Genomic DNA, 19,522 nt, shown 5'->3' with positions numbered 1-19,522 from the left:
CTTGAATCGACAGATGAAGAACCCGCGGGCGTCCCGTCACGGACGCCCACGCGAAACTCACGGCACCGGCCCGGCCGCCTCGGTGGAGGTGGCGCCCGGCAGGGGCGGCTGGGTGCGCCGCCGTGCGCGCTCCAGCGCGGACTCATACCAGACGTCCGACAGCTCCTCGTGCAGCGCCGCCAGCTCGCGCTGCCGCGCCAACAGCTGCGCGTTGTGCTCCTCCAGCGTGTGGCGCTCCGCCTCCAGCCGCGCCAGCTCCTCCGTGGCGGTCGTGCGCGCCTGCTCCGCCTCCGCGCGCGCCTGCTCCGCCTCCGCGCGCTCCTGCGCCAGCTCCTCCAGCGCGGACTCCAGCGCCGCCAGCTTCGCCGCCAGCGCCTCGGTGCGCTCGCGCTCGGCCTGGTACTCGCGCTGCCAGCGCTCCGTCTCCGTCACCTGGGCCTGGAGGCGCTCGGGGGGAATGGTCGCGGCGCATCCCACTCCCAGCCACGCCACACTCCATGCCACCAGCAGGTGCCGCATACGCCATCTCTCCCGACCCCTGACCGCGCGACATGCACGACGAGGACGTCCGGGCTTCTTGCTCCCCTTCATGTCCCGGCGCGCTGTGCTCGGAACGGAAGGTTGCGGTGCAGCTTGCAGAAGAGCGCCGTTGCCGTCAAAGCAACGTGCGCCTGCCTGGGGAGCTTGCACCCATTGTTTCAATCGCAACTGAGGAGATTCTCCCCATGGCGGATCCGCTCCCACCCGGAGAACCCCGCGAAGTTGCTTGAAACCGGTGCTGGCACGGCGAGTGCTCAAGGGTCATGGCATCAACCGATGCAATCCCGCGTCGGCGTGTCGTCCCCGGAGCCATCCATGAAGACCGTCATCGTCGCCGCCCTCTTCGCCGCCACCACCGCGTTCGCCAACACCCCGGCTCCCGCCGCCGCCCCCGCCGCGCAGCCGGCTCCCGCCGCCGAGGCGAAGACCGAGGCGGCCGCTCCCGCCCCCGCGGCGCAGGGTGAGATGAAGGCCGAGACCAAGACCGAGACCAAGACCGAGGGCAAGGCCGGCAAGAAGGGCACGAAGACCAAGACCGAGAAGAAGACCACCACCGAGACGAAGACCGAGGGCTGATCCCTCGCTTCACTCGCGCCCTGTCCGCCTCCAAGGGACGGAACAGGACGTGGTCCCCAGCAGGGGCGCTCTCCTCACGAGGGCGCCCCTGTTGTCGTTTACGCGTGAGAGCGGAATCGTTGCCACTCCAGCGGCTTGCCGCGAGAGCGGCACCACGTGACGGAGCGTGAATAAACAAATCACTGTCTCCATCTAGAGCCGCGATGACGACGCCCGGCGCACTCCAGCGAGGGCAGTCAGTCACGAATCCGAGTTCATCATCATGAAGACCCTCATCGTCGCCGCCCTGCTGTCCGCCACCGCCGCCATCGCCGCTCCGACGAAGCCCGCCCCCGCCAAGGCGCCCGCCGCGGAGACGAAGGCCCCCGCGTCCACCGACGTGCAGGCCGATCCCCACGCGCCGGCGAAGACCGAGGGCAAGACCGAGGCGGCGACGGAGGCCGCGCCCTCCGGCCGCACGGAGACGATGATGCAGGGCACCAGCGGCAAGAAGCCCGTGAAGGCCCCCGCCTCCGAGAAGTCCGCGCAGTAGTCCGCTCCACTCCTCCAAGGGATGCACCGTACGTGGTGCCCGGGCAGGGGCGCTCTCTTCAAGAGGGCGCCCCTGTTCGCGTTTCCAGTCCCCGGACCCACCGCACCTCTCCTCTTCTTGGGTTTTCAGTAAAACCACCATTTGACAGGAACAGAGGAATCGCGCATAACAGGACATGTGTGGATGACAGCTCATCCACGACAGGAAGGGGTGCCCCCCTCCCCCCCTTCAAGCGAGACGGTCATGGTGGAAGCGTTCACGAAGGTGTCCGAAGCGTCGCGGTTGCTCCTGGACAAGGGCCTGTGCCCGGCCACCGGTTCGGATGCACTGGGCATGGTGGCCCGGCCGCTGAAGGTGGACCGCGCGTGCCTCTTCGAGAACCGGACCACGAACCTGGCGGGCCGGTTCATGACGGACCTGCGCTACGCCTGGGCGGAGCCGGGGGTGGTGTCCCCGCTGGCGCACCCGGTGCTGCGCGCGCTGCCCATGCGCGACTACGCGATGGCGTGGACGGACATGCTGGAGGCGCAGATGGTGGTCTCCTGCACCACCAAGGAAGCGCCGCCGATGATGCGCGAGCTGCTGGAGCGCCAGGGCGTGCAGTCCGTGCTGCTGTGCCCCATCGTCCCGGCCAAGCAGTGGTGGGGGTTCGTGGCGTTCGAGGACTGCCACCAGGCCCGCCTGTGGCGCCCGGAGGAGATTTCGCTGCTCAAGTCGCTGGCGCGGGCCATTGGCGCGTCGGTGCGGCACGCGAACATGCGCTCCTCGCTGTCGCAGGTGCGCACCAACCTCACCAGCGTGCTGCGCCCCGTCGCCGGGGACACCTGAGCCGACACCGGCGCCGGTACCGGAGCCGACCGGGTCATGGCCGCCCGCCCCCCCGGCGGGCGGGAGGGGGCTGGAGGGGCAGCAGGGGAGCGGTAACGCGGCGCCCCGTTTCTGCTACCCTCGCCGCCCTGTTCCCCGCCCATGTCCTCGTTCGAGCCCACCGCCATCAGTCGTTCCCGGCCTCCTGATCTCGTCAGCGGCTACCGCCTGGAGAAGCTCGTCGGCGCTGGCGGCATGGGAGAGGTCCACAAGGCCACCCAGCTGTCGCTCGGCCGTACGGTCGCGGTGAAGCTGCTGAATCCGGACCTGGCCAAGGATCCGTCGTTCATCGCGCGCTTCCAGAAGGAAGCCGCGGCGCTGGCGACGCTGAGCCACCCCCACGTCGTCGCCATCGTCGACAAGGGGAAGACGGACAACACCTACTACCTGGTGATGGAGTTCGTGGACGGGCCGTCCCTGCGCGAGCTCATGCGCAACCCGTCCATGGACACGCCGGCACTCCTGCGCCGGATGCTCGAAATCTGCCGGGCCATCGAGTACGCGCACGGCCGGGGCGTCATCCACCGCGACCTGAAGCCGGAGAACATCCTGCTGGATCAGCAGGCCGGCGGCATCGCGAAGGTGTCCGACTTCGGGCTGGCGTCCTTCCTGGATGACGCGTCCGCGGCGTCGCGCTTCGCGCTCACGTCCACGCACGTGTCCATGGGCACCATCTCGTACATGGCGCCCGAGCAGCGCGTGGACGCGAAGAGCGCGGACGCGCGGGCGGACATCTTCTCCCTGGGCGTCATCCTCTACGAGACCTTCACCGGCGAGGTGCCGCTGGGCACCTTCGATCCGCCGTCGCGCAAGCGCCCGGGCCTGGACGCGCGCGTGGACGCCATCGTGATGCGGTGCCTCAAGCCGGATCCGGACGAGCGCTATCCGTCCGTGACCGCGCTCATCGCGGACCTGGAGCCGCTAGTCCCCGGAAGCCTGCTGTCCATGCCGCCGCTGCGGCTGACGCGCTGGCAGCGGGCGAAGGCGGCCATGCGCCGCGCGGCGAAGGTGACGGCACAGACGGCCGCCGGGGTGACGGTGCTGGCCGCGGTGGGCGTGCTGGGCGTGGCGTACAACCGCAGCGGGCAGGTGCGCGTCCAGCCGCCGCTCCCCGGCAAGGCCATCATGGCCAAGGAGCTGTCGGACGCGCCCCGCAACAGCCCGGGCCGTGTCGAGGAAGTCACCCCGGACAAGCGCCGCGTGACCGTCGGCGACGGCCCGGACCTGCCGCAGGTCCTGGTGGCCGGCCGGCCGCTGAACTTCGAGAACAAGGCCCTCGTCTTCCCTCCCGTGGATGACGACGAGGCGTCGCGCGTGGGCCGCGCGCGCGTGGACGTGCTGGGGATGGTGGGCGGCGTGGCCCGGCTGACCGCGCGCGTGCGCGCCGAAGCGCCGCCGGCCACCTGGAAGCGCCGCCTCAAGGAGCTCTGGGACGGCCCGCCGCCGGAGCCGGTGGCCTCGCTGGGGCTGATGGGCCGGGACGGCCGCTACGTCACGCTCGTGCACCATGGCGCGGGCGCACCGCTGACCCTGGAGTGGTCCCTGGGCGAGCGCGGCGGCGCCATGCTGGGCCTCGCTCCCACGGAGAACGAGGTGCGGCTGGAGCTGTTCGTCACCGAGGACGGCGTGATGCAGGCCTTCGCCGGCCAGGGGAAGGACCAGCGCCCCATCGCGGAGCCACTGAACCTGGGCCCGGACTGGCAGGCCCAGTTCGGCGAGCCCCCTTTTCCTGCCATCGGCTGCATCGAGGGCACGTGCACCGTCGAGGGGCTCACCTACACGGTGGACAAGCCCGCCCCCGTGACGGAATCCCCGGCCACGCCGGTGGTCGTCGTCCCGCAGCAGCCGCCCCGCACGGTGGCCGCCAACACGGTGCCGGCGAAGGCGGTGGTGGCCAAGAAGCCCGCCCCGCCGCCGCCCGCGCCCAAGCGCCCGGCCGCCAAGGCCCCCGCCAAGCCCGCCCCGAAGCGCCGCTAGGGGACAGAGCCGGGCCGGTCCCGGACATGTGCCTCAAGGGGAATATGGCCTCTCCGGGGGGATTGCATTATCCCTCGGCTCCCCTATGCGCACCTTCCGCAGCGGCCTGACCGCGCTCGCCCTCGTCGCCGGCCTCACCGGCTGCCCCCGGCCCTCCTCCGTCGTCGCGCCCCACGTGCTCGAAACCGCCGCCGAGCGGGCCGGCCAGGGTGACGCGGAGGCGCGCACGCTCGCGTTCGCGGGCTTTCACGCGTACCTCGTCGCGGGCGACGCGAAGCTCGCGCAGGAGCGCTTCGACGCCGCCGTGAAGAAGGACCCGGGCGACCCATACGCCCTGCAGGGCCAGGCGCTGCTGGCCCGGCGCAACGGCCAGTCCGACCGCGCGCTCGCCGCGTCGCTGGAGCTGGTGAAGCGCGCGCCCCGCCACCCGGTGGCCGTCATCGCCGCGCGCTACGTGCTGGACCGCGTGGGCACCTCGCGCGCGGAGGACGACACCATCCTCAAGGGCGTGGACGCGGGACTCGCCGCGGGCGCCCGGGGTGAGACGGCCTACCTGCTGCGCGCCGCGCGCCTGTCCGTGGCGAGCCTGCGCGCGGACACGGCCACCCAGGCCCAGACGCTCAAGGACCTGGGCGGCGCGGGCGAGGCCACGCTGGTGGGCCCCTTCTCCCCCTTCCACGTGCTGGCCATCGACGAGCCCATCGCGCCGGAGAAGGACGGCTCCTTCGCGGGCCCCTTCACGGGCGCGTACGGCCCGCTGGCGGTGCGCACGCTGCGCTCGCCGGACGGCCGGCTGGACCTGGGCGGCGAGCCCGGCCACGGGGACATGTACGCGCTGGGCATCGACGCGGAGGTGGCGGAAGGCGGCGTGTACGTGCTGCGCACGGTGAGCCAGACGTCGCACCGCGTGATGATGGACGGCGCCCCGGTGCTGGAGCGCCGCGACTGGGCGCGCACCGCGTCCACGGTGAGCGTGCGCGCGCTGGAGCTGCCCGCCGGCAAGCACCGCTTCGTGGTGAAGATGTCCCGCGACAACACGCAGGGCGGCCTCTCCCTCGCGCTGGTGAAGGCGGACGGCAGCCCCTCCGGCGTGCGCCTCACCGCCGCCACCGGGCCCGCGCCGCGTTGGAACGCGAGCGCCCCGGGCGAGGTGGAGGCCCCGGACATGTACCCGGGCGCGGAGGACGTGGCCCAGGCGCTCCAGGGCGAGGCCGGCGAGACGCTGAGCACCTTCCTCGCGGTGCGCGACGGCCTGGCGCGCGACCTGGACGGCACGCACCGGCTGATGGCGAAGCTGGAGGCGACGACGCCCGCGCTGCTCACCCTGCGCGCGGAGCAGGCCGCGCAGGACCGGGGCATCCCGTCCAAGGTGGCGCGAGGCCGGGCCACGCGAGACCTGGAGGCGGCGCTGGCGAAGGACCCGGCCAATGTGGCCGCGCTGCTCCTGCGCGCGGACCTCTTCCTGGATGACGGCCAGCCGACCACCGCGCTGGACACGCTGAAGACGGCGCGCGACGCGGTGAAGCCCGCGGGCTTCCCGGTGCACATCCTCATGGCCCGCGCCGCGCTGGCGCTGGACGTGGACGCGCAGGCGGAGGTGGCCCTCGCCTCCGCGCTGGAGGCCCAGCCGGGCCTGTGCGAGGCGCTGGGGTTGCAGTACTCGCTGGCGCGCCGGCGCGACGCCGTGGCCCGCACCGACGAGTTGGTGAAGGCCCAGGAGGGCTGCCCCGGCGCGGACGCGCGGCGGGTCGACCACCTGCGCACGCGCGGCGACCTGGACGGCGCGGCGAAGGGCTACACGCAGCTGCTGTCGCAGGATCCGGACAACCTCACCACCGCGGCGGCGCTCTCCAGCGTCTACGTGAGCCAGCGCCGCTACGACGACGCGGCGAAGGTGCTCCAGGCGCAGGCCGCCGTGTGGCCGCGCAACGCGGAGATCCTCAAGCGGCTGGCGGACGTGCGCGAGTACGCGGGCCAGGGCGCGGAGGCGCTGAAGCTGCGCGAGCAGGCGCTGAAGCTGGATGGCACGGACCTGGCGCTGCGCCGCGCGGTGGAGCGCGCGAAGACGGGCAAGGAGCTGCTGGCCGCCTACGCCATCGACGGCAAGGAGGCGCTGAAGGCCTACGAGGCGGCGCCCGTGACGGGCGGCAGCGCGGCGGCGTTCGTGCTGGACGCGGCGGCGGTGCAGGTCTACCCGGACGGCTCGCTCGTCAACCGCATCCACACCATCCAGAAGGCGCTGGAGCAGTCCGGCGTGCAGGAGATCGCGGAGGTGAACATCCCCCGCGGCGCCCAGGTGCTGGCGCTGCGCACGCTCAAGGCCGACGGCCGCGTGCTGGAGCCGGAGAACATCGAGGGCAAGGACACCATGAGCCTGCCCGGCGTGCAGGTCGGTGACTCCGTGGAGGTGGAGTACCTCTTGCCCGAAAGCGACCGCGGCCCCGCGCAGCCGGGCTTCACCGCGTCCGCGTTCTACTTTCAAATCGCCAACCAGCCGAACGCGTGGAGCACGTACACCGTCATCGCGCCCAAGGGCAGCGGCATGAAGGTGGACGCGCACGGCATGAAGGCGCCGCCGCCGGAGGTGAAGGGCGACGTGGAGGTGTTCCACTACGACGCGCGCCGCGTGCCGCCGTTCATCCCGGAGCCGGACGCGCCGCCCTCTGGCAACGAGTACCTGCCCTTCGTGATGGTGGGCGCGGGCGAGACGGGCAACGACGGGCTGGCGCGCGTGTACGGCGACGCCTTCCAGGACCGGTGGATCCGCACCTCGGAAGTGGAGGCGTTCGCGCGCCAGGCCACGGAGGGCAAGAAGGGCCTGGAGGCGGTGAAGGCGCTGCACGCGGCGGTGATGAAGCGCTTCTCCGGCCGCGACGCGAGCCTGGCGCAGTCCGCGGCCTCCACCGTGGCGCAGGACCGAGGCAGCCGGCTCACCGTGATGAAGGCGGGCCTGGAGGCGCTGGGCATCCCGTCGCGCGTCGCCGCCATCCGCACCTTCAACACCGACCCCGCGCCGTACCTCTTCCCGGCGGACGCGCTGCTGCCCTACGCGGCGCTGCGCGTGGAGGTGCCGGGGGAGCAGCCGGTGTGGATTGACACGTCCGTGCGCTACGGCCCCTTCGGCGAGCTGCCGGAGACCGCCATGGGCGAGCGCGAGGCGTACCTGCTGCCGGAGCCCGGCAAGCCGCTGCAGAAGGTGAAGACGCCGCCGCTCAAGCCGCGCGCGGGCAAGGACGTGAAGCTCACGCTGGAGCTGGGCGCGGACGGCAGCCTCAAGGGCCAGGGCGAGGAGGTCTACTCCGGCTTCGAGGCCGCTCAAATCGCGGAGGCCTTCGAGCAGCTCTCCGCGGAGAGCCGCAACCAGGCGCTGCAAGGCGCGGTGGCGCGCTACTTCGGCGGCGCGGAGCTGTCGTCCGTGAAGCTGGAGCGCCAGGAGGTGGTGGGCGCGCCCTTCGTGCTGCGCTACGCGTTCACCGTGCCGCGCTTCGGGCGCATGGAGGGCGACAGCCGCATGGCGCTGGGCCCCCTCACCTTCCCCGCGCTGCTGGGCCGGCGCTACGTGCAGCTGTCCACGCGCACCACGCCGCTCTACATCGACGACACGGAGGCCAGCCGCACGAACGTGGCGCTCACCCTGCCCCAGGGCTGGAAGCTCAGCGACCCGCAGGCGGGCCTGAAGGTGGACAGTCAGTTCGGCCACTTCACCCGGTCGGAGAAGCAGGACGGGCGGACGCTGAGCATCTCGGAGTCGTTCAACATGCCCCGCGCCCGCGTCATGCCGGCGGAGTACGAGAAGTTCTCGGGCTTCGCCGGTGACGTGGACCTGCTCCAGGTGCGCGAGTTGTTCCTCGTGAAGCAGTAGTCCTGGAGCGCGCTCCGCGCACCCGTCAGTGGTGCGCGGAGCCGGGCTCGGACATCTTGCGGTGCATCTCCGCGCTGACCGTCTGCGGCAGCGCCTTGTTGGCCGCGGCCATCAGCTTGTTGGTGAGCGAGCCGGCGACGACCTTGTCCTTGCCGGCCATCAGGGCCTCGTAGCCCTCGCGCGCCACCTCCTCCGCGCTGTCCTTCTTCGAAGCGCCCACGCGCGTGTCGTCCAGGCCCGCGCGGTGGAAGAAGTTCGTCTCCGTGGGGCCCGGCATCAGGGCCGTCACGGTGATGGCGGTGTCCTTCAGCTCGTTGCGCAGGGCCTCGGAGAAGTTGAGCAGGAAGGCCTTGGACGCGGAGTACACGGCCTCGAAGGGGCCCGGCATGGTGGCCGCGATGGACGAGGTGAAGAGGACGCGGCCCACGTTGCGCGCCACCATGTCCTTGAGCACGAGCTTCGCCAGGTGCACCGACGAGGTGACGTTCAGGTTGATGAGGTTCAGCTCCGCCTGGAGGTCCGTCTGCCGGACGAAGTCACCGCCCACGCCCACGCCCGCGTTGATGGCGATGGCGTCCACCGGGCGGCCCACCTGCTGGATGTCCGCGTAGAGCCGCTGGACGCCCTCCGCTTTCGCCAGGTCCACCTGCACGCTCTTCACCCAGGCGCCCAGGCTCTCGAAGGCGGCCACCACCTCCACGATGCCCTTGTCCTCCGCGGCGACGATGAGGTCGAAGCCGTTCTTCGCGAACTGCTTCGCCAGCTCGTAGCCGATGCCGCTGGAGGCGCCGGTGACGACGGCGAGGGGACGGGTGGGCGTGGACGCGCGCGAGGCCATGGCTCTCTCTCCGGGGTGTGGGAAGTCGTGGAGGGAAAGGTTTGGCGGCGCGCGCGGCCGGACAAGCGGGGCTCGGCCGCCTGCCTAGGGCTGCTGGAAGATGGCGACGGTGGGCGTGCCGTCCTCGCCGATGTAGCCGCGGTACATGCCGCTGGAGTTGAAGGGCATGGCCACGTGGCCCTGGCGGTCCATGGCGATGACGCCGCCCTCGCCGCCGGCCTTCACCAGCACGTCGTGGATGACGTAGTTGGCGGCCTCCGGGAGCGGCAGGTCCTGGTACTCGACGCGGGCGCAGATGTCGCGCGCCACCGTGTAGCGGATGAAGAACTCACCGTGGCCCGTGGCGGACACGGCGCAGCGCTCATCCGCGTAGGTGCCCGCGCCGATGATGGGCGCGTCCCCCACCCGGCCGAAGCGCTTGTTGGTCATGCCGCCCGTGGACGTGCCCGCCGCGAGGTTGCCGTCCATGTCCAACGCCACCGCGCCCACCGTGCCGAACTTGTGGTCCCCCGTGATGGGGTCCACGCCCGGCGTCAGCGATGAGCCGGGCTGCGGCTGCGCGGGCGCTGCGGGCCGCGGCGCCTGGGGCTGCGGCGGCGCGGGCGTCGTGCCCTGTGCGGGCGGCTGCGTGGGCGCCGCGGGCGACTGGCCCTGCGTGGACGGCTGGCCCTGTTCCGTGGGCGGTGCCCCCTTCGCCTTCTCCTGCTCCAGCGCGCGCTGGAGTCCCTGCCAGCGCTCCTCCGTGTAGAAGTACTTCGCGTCCACCAGGGGCATGCCCTGCGACTTCGCGAAGGCCTCCGCCCCGTCGCCCACCATCATCACGTGCGGGGACTTCTCCATCACCAGGCGCGCCAGGTCGATGGGGTTCTGGATGTGATGGACACCGGCCACCGCGCCGGCCATGCGCGTCTTGCCGTCCATCACCGCCGCGTCCAGTTCGTTCACGCCGTCGTGGTTGAACACCGCGCCCTTGCCGGCGTTGAAGTACGGCGAGTCCTCCATCACGCGGATGGCCGCCGTCACCGCGTCCATGCTGCGGCCGCCCTTCGCCAGCACCGCGTGCCCCGCCTGGAGCGCCTCGGTGAGCGCGGCGCGCATCGCGGCCTCGCGCTCCGGGGTCAGGTTCTCGCGTGAAATCACGCCCGCGCCGCCGTGGATGACCAGCCCCCACTTCGGCTTCACGCGCGGGGGCGCGTCCGTGCGCAGGGCCGCCTCGTCACGCGCGGCGCCCGCCTGCGATGACGTGGCGCAGCCCAGCGGGGCCAGGAGCAGCGCGGTGCTGGCGAGCAGGCCGCGGTGCATCCGGGAAGGGAACGAGGGGGACATGCCGTGCGCCTCCAGACAGAAGGGAACGCATGTCGTAGAGCCGTTCCCCAGGGGCGTCCAGCGCCGCCGCGTGCCGCGCCGCACCAGACAGCAAGAAGGCACCACCCCGAGCGCCTGCCCGCCCGCCTGCCCTCCGCTTCCCCTCCCGGAAGGGCATGTGCACCGTGCAGGTTCGGGTTGTAGGGCATGCCCAGACATCAGGACATCGGGAGGACGGGGCAATGAAGAAGCTGAAGGGGATGAAGGTGGCCGTGCTGGCGGCGGATGGCTTCGAGCAGGTGGAGCTGACGCGGCCGGTGAAGCGCCTGGAGCGCGAGGGCGCGCACGTCACCATTGTCTCCCTCCACAAGGGCCGCATCCGGGGCATGAACCTGCTGGTGCCCGGCCGCAAGGTGCGCGTGGACGCGACGCTGCGCGACGTGAAGGCCGCGGACTTCGACGCGCTGCTCCTGCCCGGCGGCTTCATGAACCCGGACTTCCTCCGGCAGAGCGCCCTGGCGCTGGACTTCGTGAAGGACGCGGACCTCCTGGACCAGCCCATCGCGGTCATCTGCCACGGGCCGTGGCTGCTCGCGTCGGCGGGGCTCTTGGAGGGCCGCCATCTGACGTCCTGGCCGGGCATCCGCAACGACATGGAGAACGCGGGCGCGCACTGGACGGACGAGCCCGTGGTGCGCGACGGCAACTGGGTGTCCAGCCGCGGGCCCCACGACCTGCTCGCCTTCGAGCACGCCATGGTGGAGCTCTTCGCGGAGCGCATGTCGCCCGCCATCGCCCGCCGCTCCACGGCGGAAGCCGCGCCGCGCTGGCCCCGATGGCTCGCGGGCGGGCTCGCCGCCGCGGCCACGCTGGGCCTGGTCGCAAGGGGCCGCAAGGCCCTGGTCTAGCGACGAGCGCTCACATCCAGCCCAACTGGAGCCGCGCGACGTCCGTCATGCGGCTCTGGTCCCACTGCGGCTCCCAGACGAGCTCCACGTTCGCCTCCTTCACGCCGGGCAGCGCGGACACCTTGGAGCGCACGTCCTCCACCAGCACCTGGCCCATGCCGCAGCCGGGCGCCGTGAGCGTCATCTCGATGTCCACGCGCTGGCCGCCCTCGTCCAGCGGCGTGGCCTTGCACGCGTAGACCAGCCCCAGCTCCACGATGTTCACCGGGATCTCCGGGTCGTAGACCGTGCGGAGCTGCTCCCAGACCTGCTCCTCGTGAAACTCGCCGGGCGTGACACTCTCGTCCGCCGGCTTCGCCTTGGCGGCGTACTCCTCGCCCAGGACCTCCGCGTTCTTCTCGTCGATGCGGAACAGCTGGCCGTACGGGTCCTGCACCGTGACGTTGCCGCCCAGCGTCTGCACCACCGTCAACTCCGAGCCCGCCGGCAGCAACACCTTGTCCCCACTGGGGATGAGCATCGCGTCCACGTCGCGCTCGATGACCGTCATCGCGCCTCGCATGACCCCTCCCTACTCCGTCGACACCGACGTGGAGCGGCCATCCAGCGCCGCGTTCAGCGTGTGCCACGCCAGGCTCGCGCACTTCACCCGGGCCGGGAACTCGCTCACGCCCGACAGCACCGCGAGCTTGCCCAGCGACTCCGGATCCACCTTGTCCGGCCCTTCGGTCACCAGCGTGTGCACGCGCTCGAAGAGCGCCTGTGCCTCTTCCCGCGTCTTGTCCTTCACCGCGCCCGTCATCAGCGACGCGGACGCCTTGGAGATGGCGCAGCCCTGGCCCTGGAAGCCGATGTCGCGGATGACGCCGTCCTCCAGCTTGAGCGTCACGGAGAGCTGGTCGCCGCACAGCGGGTTGTGGCCCTCCGCCGCGCAGGTGGCGCCCTCCACCACCCGGAAGTTGCGCGGGCGCTTGGAGTGCTCCAGCACGACCTCCTGGTAGAGGTCCTTGAGGTCCGAGCTCACGCGAACACCTCCTTCACCTTGTGCAGGCCCTTCACCAGCGCGTCCACGTCCTCACGCGTGTTGTAGAGCGCCAGCGACGCTCGCGCCGTGGCCGCCACTCCGAAGCGCTGCATCAGCGGCTGGGCGCAGTGGTGCCCGGTGCGGATGCAGATGCCCTCCTGGTCCAGGATGGTGCCCACGTCGTGCGGGTGGACGTCCTCCAGCGTGAAGGACAGCACGCCTGTCTTCTGCGGCGCCGTGCCCACCAGCTTCAGCCCGGGCACGGACTGGAGCGCGTCCGTCGCGTACGCGAGCAGCCACTGGTCGTGCTGGGACACGTTCTGCATGCCCACGGCCTCCAGGTACCGGATGGCCGCCGCCAGCCCCACCGCGCCCGCCATGTCCGGCGTGCCCGCCTCGAAGCGGTGCGGCACGCGGTTGTAGACGGTCTTCTCCATCGTCACGGAGAGGATCATGTCCCCGCCGCCCTGGTACGGCGGCAGCGACTCCAGCATGGCCAGCTTGCCGTACAGCACCCCGATGCCCGTGGGCCCGAAGAGCTTGTGCCCGCTGAAGGCGTAGAAGTCACAGCCCAGGTCCTGCACGTCCACCGGGAAGTGCGTCACCGACTGCGCCCCGTCCACCAGCACCGGGATGTTCTTCGCGTGCGCCTTGGCCACCAATTCCTTGATGGGGTTCACGGAGCCCAGCGCGTTGGACACGTGGGTCATCGCCAACAGGCGCGTCTTCTCCGTGAGCAGCGCGTCCACGGTGTCCATGCGCAGCTCGCCGCGCTCGTCCACGGGGATGACGCGCAGCTTCGCGCCCGCCGCGTCGCACACCATCTGCCAGGGCACGATGTTGGAGTGGTGCTCCATGGCGGAGATGAGCACCTCGTCCCCCGGGTCCACGTGCTTGCGGCCGTAGGTGGCGGCCACCAGGTTGATGGCCTCCGTGGTGCCGCGCACGAAGATGACCTCGCGCACGTCCCTGGCGTGGATGAAGCGGCGCACCGTCTCGCGCGCGTCCTCGAAGGCCTGCGTGGCGCGCTCGGAGAGGATGTGCACGCCGCGGTGCACGTTGGCGTTGTCGTGCGTGTAGTAGCGCGTGATGGCGTCCAGCACCGCCTGCGGCTTCTGCCCCGTGGCGGCGCTGTCCAGGTACACCAGCGGCCGGCCCCGCACCTCCTGCCGGAGGATGGGGAAATCCGCGCGCACCCGCGCGAGGTCGAATCCAAGGCCGCTCATCCCATCACCTCCGCCGAACCCGGCAGCTTCTCCGCGAGCAACGCCTCCACCCGCGCGCGCACCGGACCTTCCGGCACCGCGCGCACCAGCTCACTCGCGAACGCCTGCGTCAGCATCCGCTCCGCATCCACCTTGGGGATGCCGCGCGAGCGCAGGTAGAACAGCGCGTTGTCATCCAACCGGCCCACCGCCGTGCCGTGGGCGCACTTCACGTCGTCCGCGAAGATCTCCAGCTGCGGCCGGGCGTCCACCTGCGCGCCCTCGGAGAGCAGCAGGTTGCGGCTCTGCTGGCTCGCGTCCGTCTTCTGCGCGTCCTCGCGCACGCGGATCTTCCCGTGGAAGGTGCCGCGCGCGCGGTCGTCCAGCACTCCCTTGTAGAGCTCGCGGCTGGAGCAGTGCGGTACCGCGTGGTCCAGGTCCGTGCGGTTGTCCAGGTGCTGCGTGCCACGGCCCACGAACAGGCCGTTGAGCACGCACTCGCCGCCCTCACCCGCGAAGGCCGCGTGCACTTCGTTGCGCGAAAGCAGCCCGCCAAAGGAGAACGCGTGGGACTGGAAGCGGCTGTCGCGCCCCTGCCGCGAGTACAGCCCGCCCAGGTGCAGCGCGGTGTCACCCTCCGCCTGGAGCTTGAAGTGGCGCAGGCTGGCGTTGTCCCCCAGCGACACCTCCGTCACCGCGTTGGTGAACGTCGCGCCCGAGCCCAGCCCCGCGTACGTCTCCACCAGCGTGGCCTCGCTGCCCTCGCCCGCCACCACGACGATGCGCGGGCTGGCCAGCACCGGCCCGTCGCCGCCGCGCGCGAGGAACAGCAACTGCACCGGAACCTCGCTCAGGGCCCGAGGCGCGAGCGTGAGCAGCGCGCCCTCTTCCAGCAGCGCCGCGTTGAGCGACGTGAAGGCATGCGCCGACGGCCGGGAGAACTGGCCCAGCGTCTCCTGGAGCAGCGCCCCGTCCTCCCGCAGCGCCTGCGACAGCGGCTTGAGCACCACGCCGCGCGGCAGGCCCGCGAGCACCGACAGCGCCGGCACGAAGCGCCCGTCCACGAATACGAGCCGGGGGCCGCCGGGCAGCGCCAGCCGCGCCACCGCCTGGGCCACGTCCTCGCCCATGAGCACCTCCCGCACGGGCTGGAACGGATGCGACGACAGCGTGGAGACGGGCGTGTACTTCCACTCCTCGTCCTTGGACGTGGGCAGGCCGCGCGCCTGGAACTGGCTCAGGCCCTCCTCACGCAGCGCCTGGAGCCACGCGGGGGCCTCTGTGCGCGCATGGAAGGCCCGGGCCACCTCCACGTAGTGGGACGCGCTCATGGCCGGGCCTCCTTCGCCTTGCCGGCCCCCTCCGCGCCAATCCAGCCGTAGCCCTTCTCCTCCAGCTCCAGCGCCAGCTCGCGCCCACCCGAGCGCACGATGCGGCCCGCGGCCATCACGTGCACGTGGTCCGGCACGATGTAGTCCAGGAGCCGCTGGTAGTGGGTGATCACCACCATGGCGCGGTCCTTCGCGCGCAGCGCGTTCACCCCGCCCGCCACGATGCGCAGCGCATCGATGTCCAGGCCCGAGTCCGTCTCATCCAGCAGCGCCAGCCGGGGCTGGAGCACCGCCATCTGGAAGATCTCGTTGCGCTTCTTCTCTCCGCCGGAGAAGCCCTCGTTCACGGAGCGGTTCATGAACGCCGCGTCCAGTTGCACGAGCTTCGCCTTCTCCTTGGCCAGGGAGAGGAAGTCCATCGCGTCCAGCTCCTCCTCGCCCTTGGCGCGGCGCTGCGCGTTGAGCGCCGTGCGCAGGAAGTGCAGGTTGCCCACGCCGGGAATCTCCACCGGGTATTGGAACCCCAGGAACACGCCCGCCTTGGCGCGCTCCTCCGGAGGCGTGCCCAGCAGGTCCTTCCCGTCGAAGCGCACGGTGCCCTTCGTCACCTCGTACGTCTCACGCCCCGCCAGCACGCCCGCGAGCGTGCTCTTGCCGGAGCCGTTGGGCCCCATGATGGCGTGCACTTCACCGGCACCGACTTCCAGGTTGATGCCCTTCAGGATGTCCTTGCCGCCCACGCGGGCATGCAGGTCCTGGATGCTCAACAACGACGCCATCACCCCACGCTCCCTTCCAGACTCACGCCCAAGAGCTTCTGCGCCTCCACGGCGAACTCCATGGGCAGCTCCTTGAAGACCTGCCGGCAGAAGCCGTTCACGATCATCGACACCGCGTCCTCCTGCGAGATGCCGCGCTGCCGGCAGTAGAAGAGCTGGTCCTCGCCAATCTTCGACGTGGACGCTTCATGCTCCACCTGCGCGGTCGCGTTCTTCACCTCGATGTACGGCAGCGTGTGGGCGCCGCACTCGTCGCCCAGCAGGAGCGAATCGCACTGCGTGTAGTTGCGTGCGTTCGCCGCGCTCTTGAGCATCTTCACCTGGCCCCGGTACGTGTTCTGTCCCCGGCCGGCGGAGATGCCCTTGGACACGATGGTGGAGCGGGTGTTCTTCCCGATGTGCACCATCTTCGTGCCCGTGTCCGCCTGCTGCCGGTGGTTGGTGAGCGCCACCGAGTAGAACTCGCCCACCGAGTCATCCCCCTTGAGGATGACGCTGGGGTACTTCCAGGTGATCGCCGAGCCCGTCTCCACCTGCGTCCACGAAATCTTGGCGCGCTGGTGCGCGATGCCGCGCTTGGTGACGAAGTTGTAGATGCCGCCCCTGCCTTCCGCGTCGCCCGGGTACCAGTTCTGCACCGTGCTGTACTTGATGGACGCGCCGTCCAGCGCCACCAGCTCCACCACCGCCGCGTGCAACTGGTTGGTGTCGCGCATGGGCGCGGTGCAGCCCTCCAGGTAGCTCACGGAGGCGCCTTCATCCGCGATGAGCAGCGTGCGCTCGAACTGGCCCGTGTCCGCCGCGTTGATGCGGAAGTACGTGGACAGCTCCATGGGGCACTTCACGCCCTTGGGCACGTAGCAGAAGGAGCCGTCGCTGAAGACCGCGGAGTTGAGCGCCGCGAAGAAGTTGTCGGAGAAGGGCACCACCGTGCCCAGGTAGCGCTCCACCAGCTCCGGGTGCTCACGCACCGCCTCGGAGAACGAGCAGAAGATGACGCCTGCCTTGTAGAGCTTCTCCCGGAACGTGGTGGCCACCGACACGGAGTCGAAGACGGCATCCACCGCGACGTTCTGGAGGCGCTTCTGCTCCTCCAGCGGGATGCCCAGCTTCTCGTAGGTGCGGAGGATTTCGGGGTCGACCTCCGACAGGCTGTCCTTCTTCGGCTTCTGCTTCGGCGCCGAGTAGTAGCGGATGGCCTGGTAGTCGATGGGGTTGTACTTCACCGCCTGCCACGACGGCTCCTTCAGCGTGAGCCAGTGGCGGTACGCCTTCAGGCGCCACTCCAGCATGAAGGCCGGCTCGTTCTTCTTCGCGGACAGGACGCGGATGACGTCCTCGTCCAGGCCGGGCGGCAGCGTGTCCGCCTCCACCTGGGTGACGAACCCCGCCTGGTAGCCCTTGCGGGTGAGCTCCTGGATGGTTTCGGTGCTGCTCATGAGCGGACTCCATTGACGGCGGGAGGAACGCTGACGGACGTCGGCAGGCCCAGGCCCACCAGCCGCTCCGGCATGCGGGGCGCGGGCGCGCGCAGGTCCGCGAGCGTCAGCTTCCCCAGCGCTTCCTGGATGGCTTGGTTGATCAGGCGCCAGTGGCCCCGCACCTGACAGACGGACTCCAGCTCACAGGGGCCGGCGGGCTTGCCCTGGTGCTGGCCACACTCCGTGAGGGACACCGGCCCCTCCAGCGCGGACACCAGCTCCGCCAGCGAGATGGCCTCCGCCGGACGCGCCAGGCCGTAGCCGCCGCTCGCGCCCCGGTGCGACACCACCAGCCCCGCCTGCAGCAGGCCCTTCAGGACCTTGCTCGCGGATGGAAGCGAGACACGCGTGCGCGCCGCCAGCTCTCGCGTGGTGCGGGTTTCCCCGTCCGCGCGTGCCAGCTCGGCCATCAGCACGATGCCGTAGTCGGTCATCTTGCTCATCCGGAGCATGAGTGGGTGTCTCCTCAGGGCTGTCCGCGGGCCCAATGCCCGCGACGGCCTCTTATGTAATGTGGACCGCCCCAGTCCACATTCAAATCGGGCCACAACGGGCTAGGGTGGGGCCGTCCGCTTTTTGAGTCCGTCTCCCCCTCGAGGAGCCCTACCGATGCGCCGTCCCCTCCCCCTCCTGCTCACCGCGCTGGCCCTGGCCCTGGTGGGTTGTGAGAAGAAGTCCGCCCCGGCCCCCGCGCCCGCGCCCGCCACGCAAGAGGGCAGCGCCACCACCGCGCCTCCGGGTCCCCGCCAGCGGGCAGCATCCTCATTGGCGAGGTGGGCAGCCTCACCGGCTCCGAGGCCACCTTCGGCATCTCCGCGCGCAACGGCATCGACCTGGCGCTGCAGGAGGCCAACGCCGAGGGCGGCGTGCGCGGCCAGAAGCTGGTGGTGCGCGTCTACGACAGCCAGGGCCGGCCGGAGGAAGGCGCCCAGGCCGCCACGCGGCTCATCGCGCAGGACAAGGTGGTGGCGCTGCTCGGCGAGGCCGCGTCGTCCGTGTCCATGGCCATGGCGGACAAGGCGCAGGCGGCGAAGGTGCCCATGATCACCCCCACCTCCACCAGCCCGGAGGTGACGAAGAAGGGCGACTACATCTTCCGCGTCTGCTTCATCGACCCGTTCCAGGGCCTGGTGATGGCGAAGTTCGCGCGGGAGAACCTGAAGCTGTCGAAGGTGGCGGTGCTCACGGACAACAAGAGCGCCTTCTCCGTGGGCCTGGCGGACGTCTTCAACCAGAAGTTCAAGGAGTTCGGCGGCACCATCGTCGGCAACGAGAGCTACTCCAAGGGCGACACGGACTTCCGCGCGCAGCTGACGTCCATCAAGAACATGAAGCCGGAGGCGGTGTTCGTCCCGGGCTACTACACGGACGTGGGCATCATCGCGAGGCAGGCGCGCGAGGTGGGCCTGCGCGTGCCGCTCTTGGGCGGTGACGGCTGGGACTCCGACAAGCTGTACGAGCTGGGCGGCTCCGCGCTGGAGGGCAGCTACTTCTCCAACCACTACTCGCCGGACAACCCGGACCCCGTCGTGCAGAACTTCCTGAAGAAGTACAAGGCCGCGTACGGCGCGGTGCCGGACAGCGTGGCGGTGCTGGCGTACGACGCCGCGCGCCTGCTGGTGGATGCGATGAAGCGCGCGCCGGACACGTCAGGCCCCGCGCTGCGTGACGCCATCGCTGCCACGAAGGACTTCCCGGGCGTGGCGGGCACCATCAACCTGGACGCCAACCGCGACGCGGTGAAGCAGGCCGTGGTGATGAAGGTGGAGGGCGGCAAGGCGGTGTTCGTCACCACCGTGAAGCCGTAGGGCCGCGCTTCCGGCCGCCCGTCCCCGGGACGTCAGGGGATGGGCGACTGGATGATGTAGTAGATGGACTGGAAGTAGGTGTTGAGCGCGCGCAGCAGTTGGACGAGGAACGGCCAGCTCATCACCGTAAAGCCGAAGAACGCCGCCGTGATGACGCCGTACTCCGACATGGCCTGGCCGCGCTGGAGGGCCTTCTTCAGGTCAGTGCGCGTGCTCATCCGCGGGCGCCTCCATCGTCGTGTCTCCACCGCCGCCCTTCTTGCCGTTGCGGCACTGGTTCATGCACTTGTCGCGCGCCTGGCCGGCGACCTTCACGCAGTAGGGGACGGCGTTCTTCGCCTTCTCCTTGCAGACCTTCTCGAACTTCGCCTTGTCGTCCGCGCAGCGGCGCTCGCAGCTGGCGCCGGCGAAGGCCTGCGGGGCCCACAGCAGCGCGCCCACGCTCAGGGACAGGGCCAGGACCGGGTTCTTGAAACGCTTCATCGCTCG

The 19,522-nt window shown here is 70.8% G+C and carries 18 protein-coding genes and 1 pseudogene; 7 read left to right on the top strand and 12 right to left on the bottom strand.

Annotated features, from left to right (window positions below; all coding sequences use genetic code 11):
• Positions 1 to 57: 57 nt before the first annotated feature.
• Positions 58 to 519 (bottom strand): hypothetical protein, encoded by a 462-nt coding sequence (locus tag ACX114_RS05705; RefSeq protein WP_459295497.1) that lies wholly within the window; start codon positions 517 to 519, stop codon positions 58 to 60.
• Positions 520 to 855: 336 nt separating this feature from the next.
• Between ACX114_RS05705 and ACX114_RS05700 the strand changes: the two genes are divergently transcribed.
• The 5 genes from ACX114_RS05700 to ACX114_RS05680 all read left to right on the top strand — a co-directional run bounded on the left by ACX114_RS05700 (position 856) and on the right by ACX114_RS05680 (position 8,354).
• Complete coding sequence (locus ACX114_RS05700) at positions 856 to 1,116, top strand: hypothetical protein (protein ID WP_459295495.1); 261 nt, start codon at positions 856 to 858, stop codon at positions 1,114 to 1,116.
• A 262-nt stretch (positions 1,117 to 1,378) separates the two neighbouring features.
• Positions 1,379 to 1,648, top strand: a complete 270-nt coding sequence (locus ACX114_RS05695) for a hypothetical protein (RefSeq protein WP_459295493.1) — start codon at positions 1,379 to 1,381, stop codon at positions 1,646 to 1,648.
• Between the two features lie 243 nt (positions 1,649 to 1,891).
• Positions 1,892 to 2,476 (top strand): GAF domain-containing protein, encoded by a 585-nt coding sequence (locus tag ACX114_RS05690; RefSeq protein ID WP_206799405.1) that lies wholly within the window; start codon positions 1,892 to 1,894, stop codon positions 2,474 to 2,476.
• Between the two features lie 141 nt (positions 2,477 to 2,617).
• A complete protein-coding gene (locus tag ACX114_RS05685) occupies positions 2,618 to 4,492 on the top strand; it encodes a serine/threonine-protein kinase (RefSeq protein WP_459295491.1) in 1,875 nt (624 codons plus the stop codon).
• Positions 4,493 to 4,577: 85 nt separating this feature from the next.
• Positions 4,578 to 8,354, top strand: coding sequence for a tetratricopeptide repeat protein (locus tag ACX114_RS05680; RefSeq protein WP_459295489.1), 3,777 nt, complete (start codon positions 4,578 to 4,580; stop codon positions 8,352 to 8,354).
• Positions 8,355 to 8,379: 25 nt separating this feature from the next.
• On the opposite strand, the gene ACX114_RS05675 is transcribed toward ACX114_RS05680, so the two are convergent.
• Both ACX114_RS05675 and ACX114_RS05670 read right to left on the bottom strand, forming a co-directional pair.
• Positions 8,380 to 9,192, bottom strand: coding sequence for an SDR family NAD(P)-dependent oxidoreductase (locus tag ACX114_RS05675; RefSeq protein ID WP_459295487.1), 813 nt, complete (start codon positions 9,190 to 9,192; stop codon positions 8,380 to 8,382).
• An 84-nt stretch (positions 9,193 to 9,276) separates the two neighbouring features.
• The gene (locus tag ACX114_RS05670) at positions 9,277 to 10,518 is read right to left on the bottom strand and encodes an isoaspartyl peptidase/L-asparaginase family protein (RefSeq protein WP_459295485.1); all 1,242 of its coding nucleotides are present in this window, start codon (positions 10,516 to 10,518) and stop codon (positions 9,277 to 9,279) included.
• Positions 10,519 to 10,739: 221 nt separating this feature from the next.
• Here ACX114_RS05670 and ACX114_RS05665 point away from each other — a divergent pair, with 221 nt between their 5' ends.
• Positions 10,740 to 11,405, top strand: a complete 666-nt coding sequence (locus ACX114_RS05665) for a type 1 glutamine amidotransferase domain-containing protein (protein ID WP_014393965.1) — start codon at positions 10,740 to 10,742, stop codon at positions 11,403 to 11,405.
• A 10-nt stretch (positions 11,406 to 11,415) separates the two neighbouring features.
• On the opposite strand, the gene sufT is transcribed toward ACX114_RS05665, so the two are convergent.
• The 7 genes from sufT to ACX114_RS05630 are packed head-to-tail and all read right to left on the bottom strand — an operon-like array spanning position 11,416 to position 17,677.
• A complete protein-coding gene (gene sufT, locus ACX114_RS05660; RefSeq protein WP_459295483.1) occupies positions 11,416 to 11,967 on the bottom strand; it encodes a putative Fe-S cluster assembly protein SufT in 552 nt (183 codons plus the stop codon).
• A 9-nt stretch (positions 11,968 to 11,976) separates the two neighbouring features.
• A complete protein-coding gene (sufU, locus tag ACX114_RS05655; RefSeq protein ID WP_459295481.1) occupies positions 11,977 to 12,429 on the bottom strand; it encodes a Fe-S cluster assembly sulfur transfer protein SufU in 453 nt (150 codons plus the stop codon).
• Positions 12,426 to 13,655 (bottom strand): SufS family cysteine desulfurase, encoded by a 1,230-nt coding sequence (locus ACX114_RS05650; RefSeq protein ID WP_459295478.1) that lies wholly within the window; start codon positions 13,653 to 13,655, stop codon positions 12,426 to 12,428. The genes sufU and ACX114_RS05650 overlap by 4 nt, the downstream gene beginning before the upstream one ends.
• On the bottom strand, positions 13,652 to 14,965 hold the full coding sequence (gene sufD, locus ACX114_RS05645; protein WP_459295476.1) for a Fe-S cluster assembly protein SufD: 1,314 nt from the start codon (positions 14,963 to 14,965) through the stop codon (positions 13,652 to 13,654). Before sufD ends, ACX114_RS05650 begins: the two co-directional genes overlap by 4 nt.
• Positions 14,962 to 15,744 carry a Fe-S cluster assembly ATPase SufC gene (gene sufC, locus ACX114_RS05640; RefSeq protein WP_459295474.1) on the bottom strand — a complete coding sequence of 261 codons (783 nt, stop codon included), beginning with the start codon at positions 15,742 to 15,744 and terminating at the stop codon, positions 14,962 to 14,964. The genes sufD and sufC overlap by 4 nt, the downstream gene beginning before the upstream one ends.
• Positions 15,744 to 17,183: a Fe-S cluster assembly protein SufB gene (gene sufB, locus ACX114_RS05635; protein ID WP_459295472.1), complete on the bottom strand. Its 1,440-nt coding sequence runs from the start codon at positions 17,181 to 17,183 to the stop codon at positions 15,744 to 15,746. Before sufB ends, sufC begins: the two co-directional genes overlap by 1 nt.
• The gene (locus ACX114_RS05630; RefSeq protein ID WP_459295470.1) at positions 17,180 to 17,677 is read right to left on the bottom strand and encodes an SUF system Fe-S cluster assembly regulator; all 498 of its coding nucleotides are present in this window, start codon (positions 17,675 to 17,677) and stop codon (positions 17,180 to 17,182) included. The genes sufB and ACX114_RS05630 overlap by 4 nt, the downstream gene beginning before the upstream one ends.
• A gap of 157 nt (positions 17,678 to 17,834) precedes the next feature.
• Here ACX114_RS05630 and ACX114_RS05625 point away from each other — a divergent pair.
• Positions 17,835 to 19,033 (top strand): annotated as a pseudogene (locus tag ACX114_RS05625) (ABC transporter substrate-binding protein).
• A gap of 32 nt (positions 19,034 to 19,065) precedes the next feature.
• On the opposite strand, the gene ACX114_RS05620 reads toward ACX114_RS05625, so the two are convergent.
• Positions 19,066 to 19,251 carry a hypothetical protein gene (locus ACX114_RS05620; RefSeq protein WP_459295468.1) on the bottom strand — a complete coding sequence of 62 codons (186 nt, stop codon included), beginning with the start codon at positions 19,249 to 19,251 and terminating at the stop codon, positions 19,066 to 19,068.
• Positions 19,235 to 19,516: a hypothetical protein gene (locus ACX114_RS05615; protein ID WP_459295466.1), complete on the bottom strand. Its 282-nt coding sequence runs from the start codon at positions 19,514 to 19,516 to the stop codon at positions 19,235 to 19,237. The genes ACX114_RS05620 and ACX114_RS05615 overlap by 17 nt, the downstream gene beginning before the upstream one ends.
• Positions 19,517 to 19,522: the final 6 nt, after the last annotated feature.

It is taken from the genome of Corallococcus sp. M7, assembly GCF_054512695.1.
Note: the sequence above shows the minus strand (reverse complement) of the source record. Positions and strands in the feature narration are given on the sequence as shown.

Excerpts from the sequence above, each read along its gene's own strand:
- ACX114_RS05665 (WP_014393965.1), top strand. The coding sequence starts at position 10,740 with ATGAAGAAGCTGAAGGGGATGAAGGTGGCCGTGCTGGCGGCGGATGGC.
- sufB (WP_459295472.1), bottom strand. The coding sequence starts at position 17,183 with ATGAGCAGCACCGAAACCATCCAGGAGCTCACCCGCAAGGGCTACCAG.
- ACX114_RS05675 (WP_459295487.1), bottom strand. The coding sequence starts at position 9,192 with ATGGCCTCGCGCGCGTCCACGCCCACCCGTCCCCTCGCCGTCGTCACC.
- ACX114_RS05695 (WP_459295493.1), top strand. The coding sequence starts at position 1,379 with ATGAAGACCCTCATCGTCGCCGCCCTGCTGTCCGCCACCGCCGCCATC.
- sufD (WP_459295476.1), bottom strand. The coding sequence starts at position 14,965 with ATGAGCGCGTCCCACTACGTGGAGGTGGCCCGGGCCTTCCATGCGCGC.
- ACX114_RS05650 (WP_459295478.1), bottom strand. The coding sequence starts at position 13,655 with ATGAGCGGCCTTGGATTCGACCTCGCGCGGGTGCGCGCGGATTTCCCC.
- sufT (WP_459295483.1), bottom strand. The coding sequence starts at position 11,967 with ATGCGAGGCGCGATGACGGTCATCGAGCGCGACGTGGACGCGATGCTC.
- ACX114_RS05615 (WP_459295466.1), bottom strand. The coding sequence starts at position 19,516 with ATGAAGCGTTTCAAGAACCCGGTCCTGGCCCTGTCCCTGAGCGTGGGC.
- ACX114_RS05680 (WP_459295489.1), top strand. The coding sequence starts at position 4,578 with ATGCGCACCTTCCGCAGCGGCCTGACCGCGCTCGCCCTCGTCGCCGGC.
- ACX114_RS05700 (WP_459295495.1), top strand. The coding sequence starts at position 856 with ATGAAGACCGTCATCGTCGCCGCCCTCTTCGCCGCCACCACCGCGTTC.
- ACX114_RS05670 (WP_459295485.1), bottom strand. The coding sequence starts at position 10,518 with ATGTCCCCCTCGTTCCCTTCCCGGATGCACCGCGGCCTGCTCGCCAGC.
- ACX114_RS05630 (WP_459295470.1), bottom strand. The coding sequence starts at position 17,677 with ATGCTCCGGATGAGCAAGATGACCGACTACGGCATCGTGCTGATGGCC.
- ACX114_RS05705 (WP_459295497.1), bottom strand. The coding sequence starts at position 519 with ATGCGGCACCTGCTGGTGGCATGGAGTGTGGCGTGGCTGGGAGTGGGA.
- ACX114_RS05690 (WP_206799405.1), top strand. The coding sequence starts at position 1,892 with ATGGTGGAAGCGTTCACGAAGGTGTCCGAAGCGTCGCGGTTGCTCCTG.
- ACX114_RS05620 (WP_459295468.1), bottom strand. The coding sequence starts at position 19,251 with ATGAGCACGCGCACTGACCTGAAGAAGGCCCTCCAGCGCGGCCAGGCC.
- ACX114_RS05685 (WP_459295491.1), top strand. The coding sequence starts at position 2,618 with ATGTCCTCGTTCGAGCCCACCGCCATCAGTCGTTCCCGGCCTCCTGAT.
- sufC (WP_459295474.1), bottom strand. The coding sequence starts at position 15,744 with ATGGCGTCGTTGTTGAGCATCCAGGACCTGCATGCCCGCGTGGGCGGC.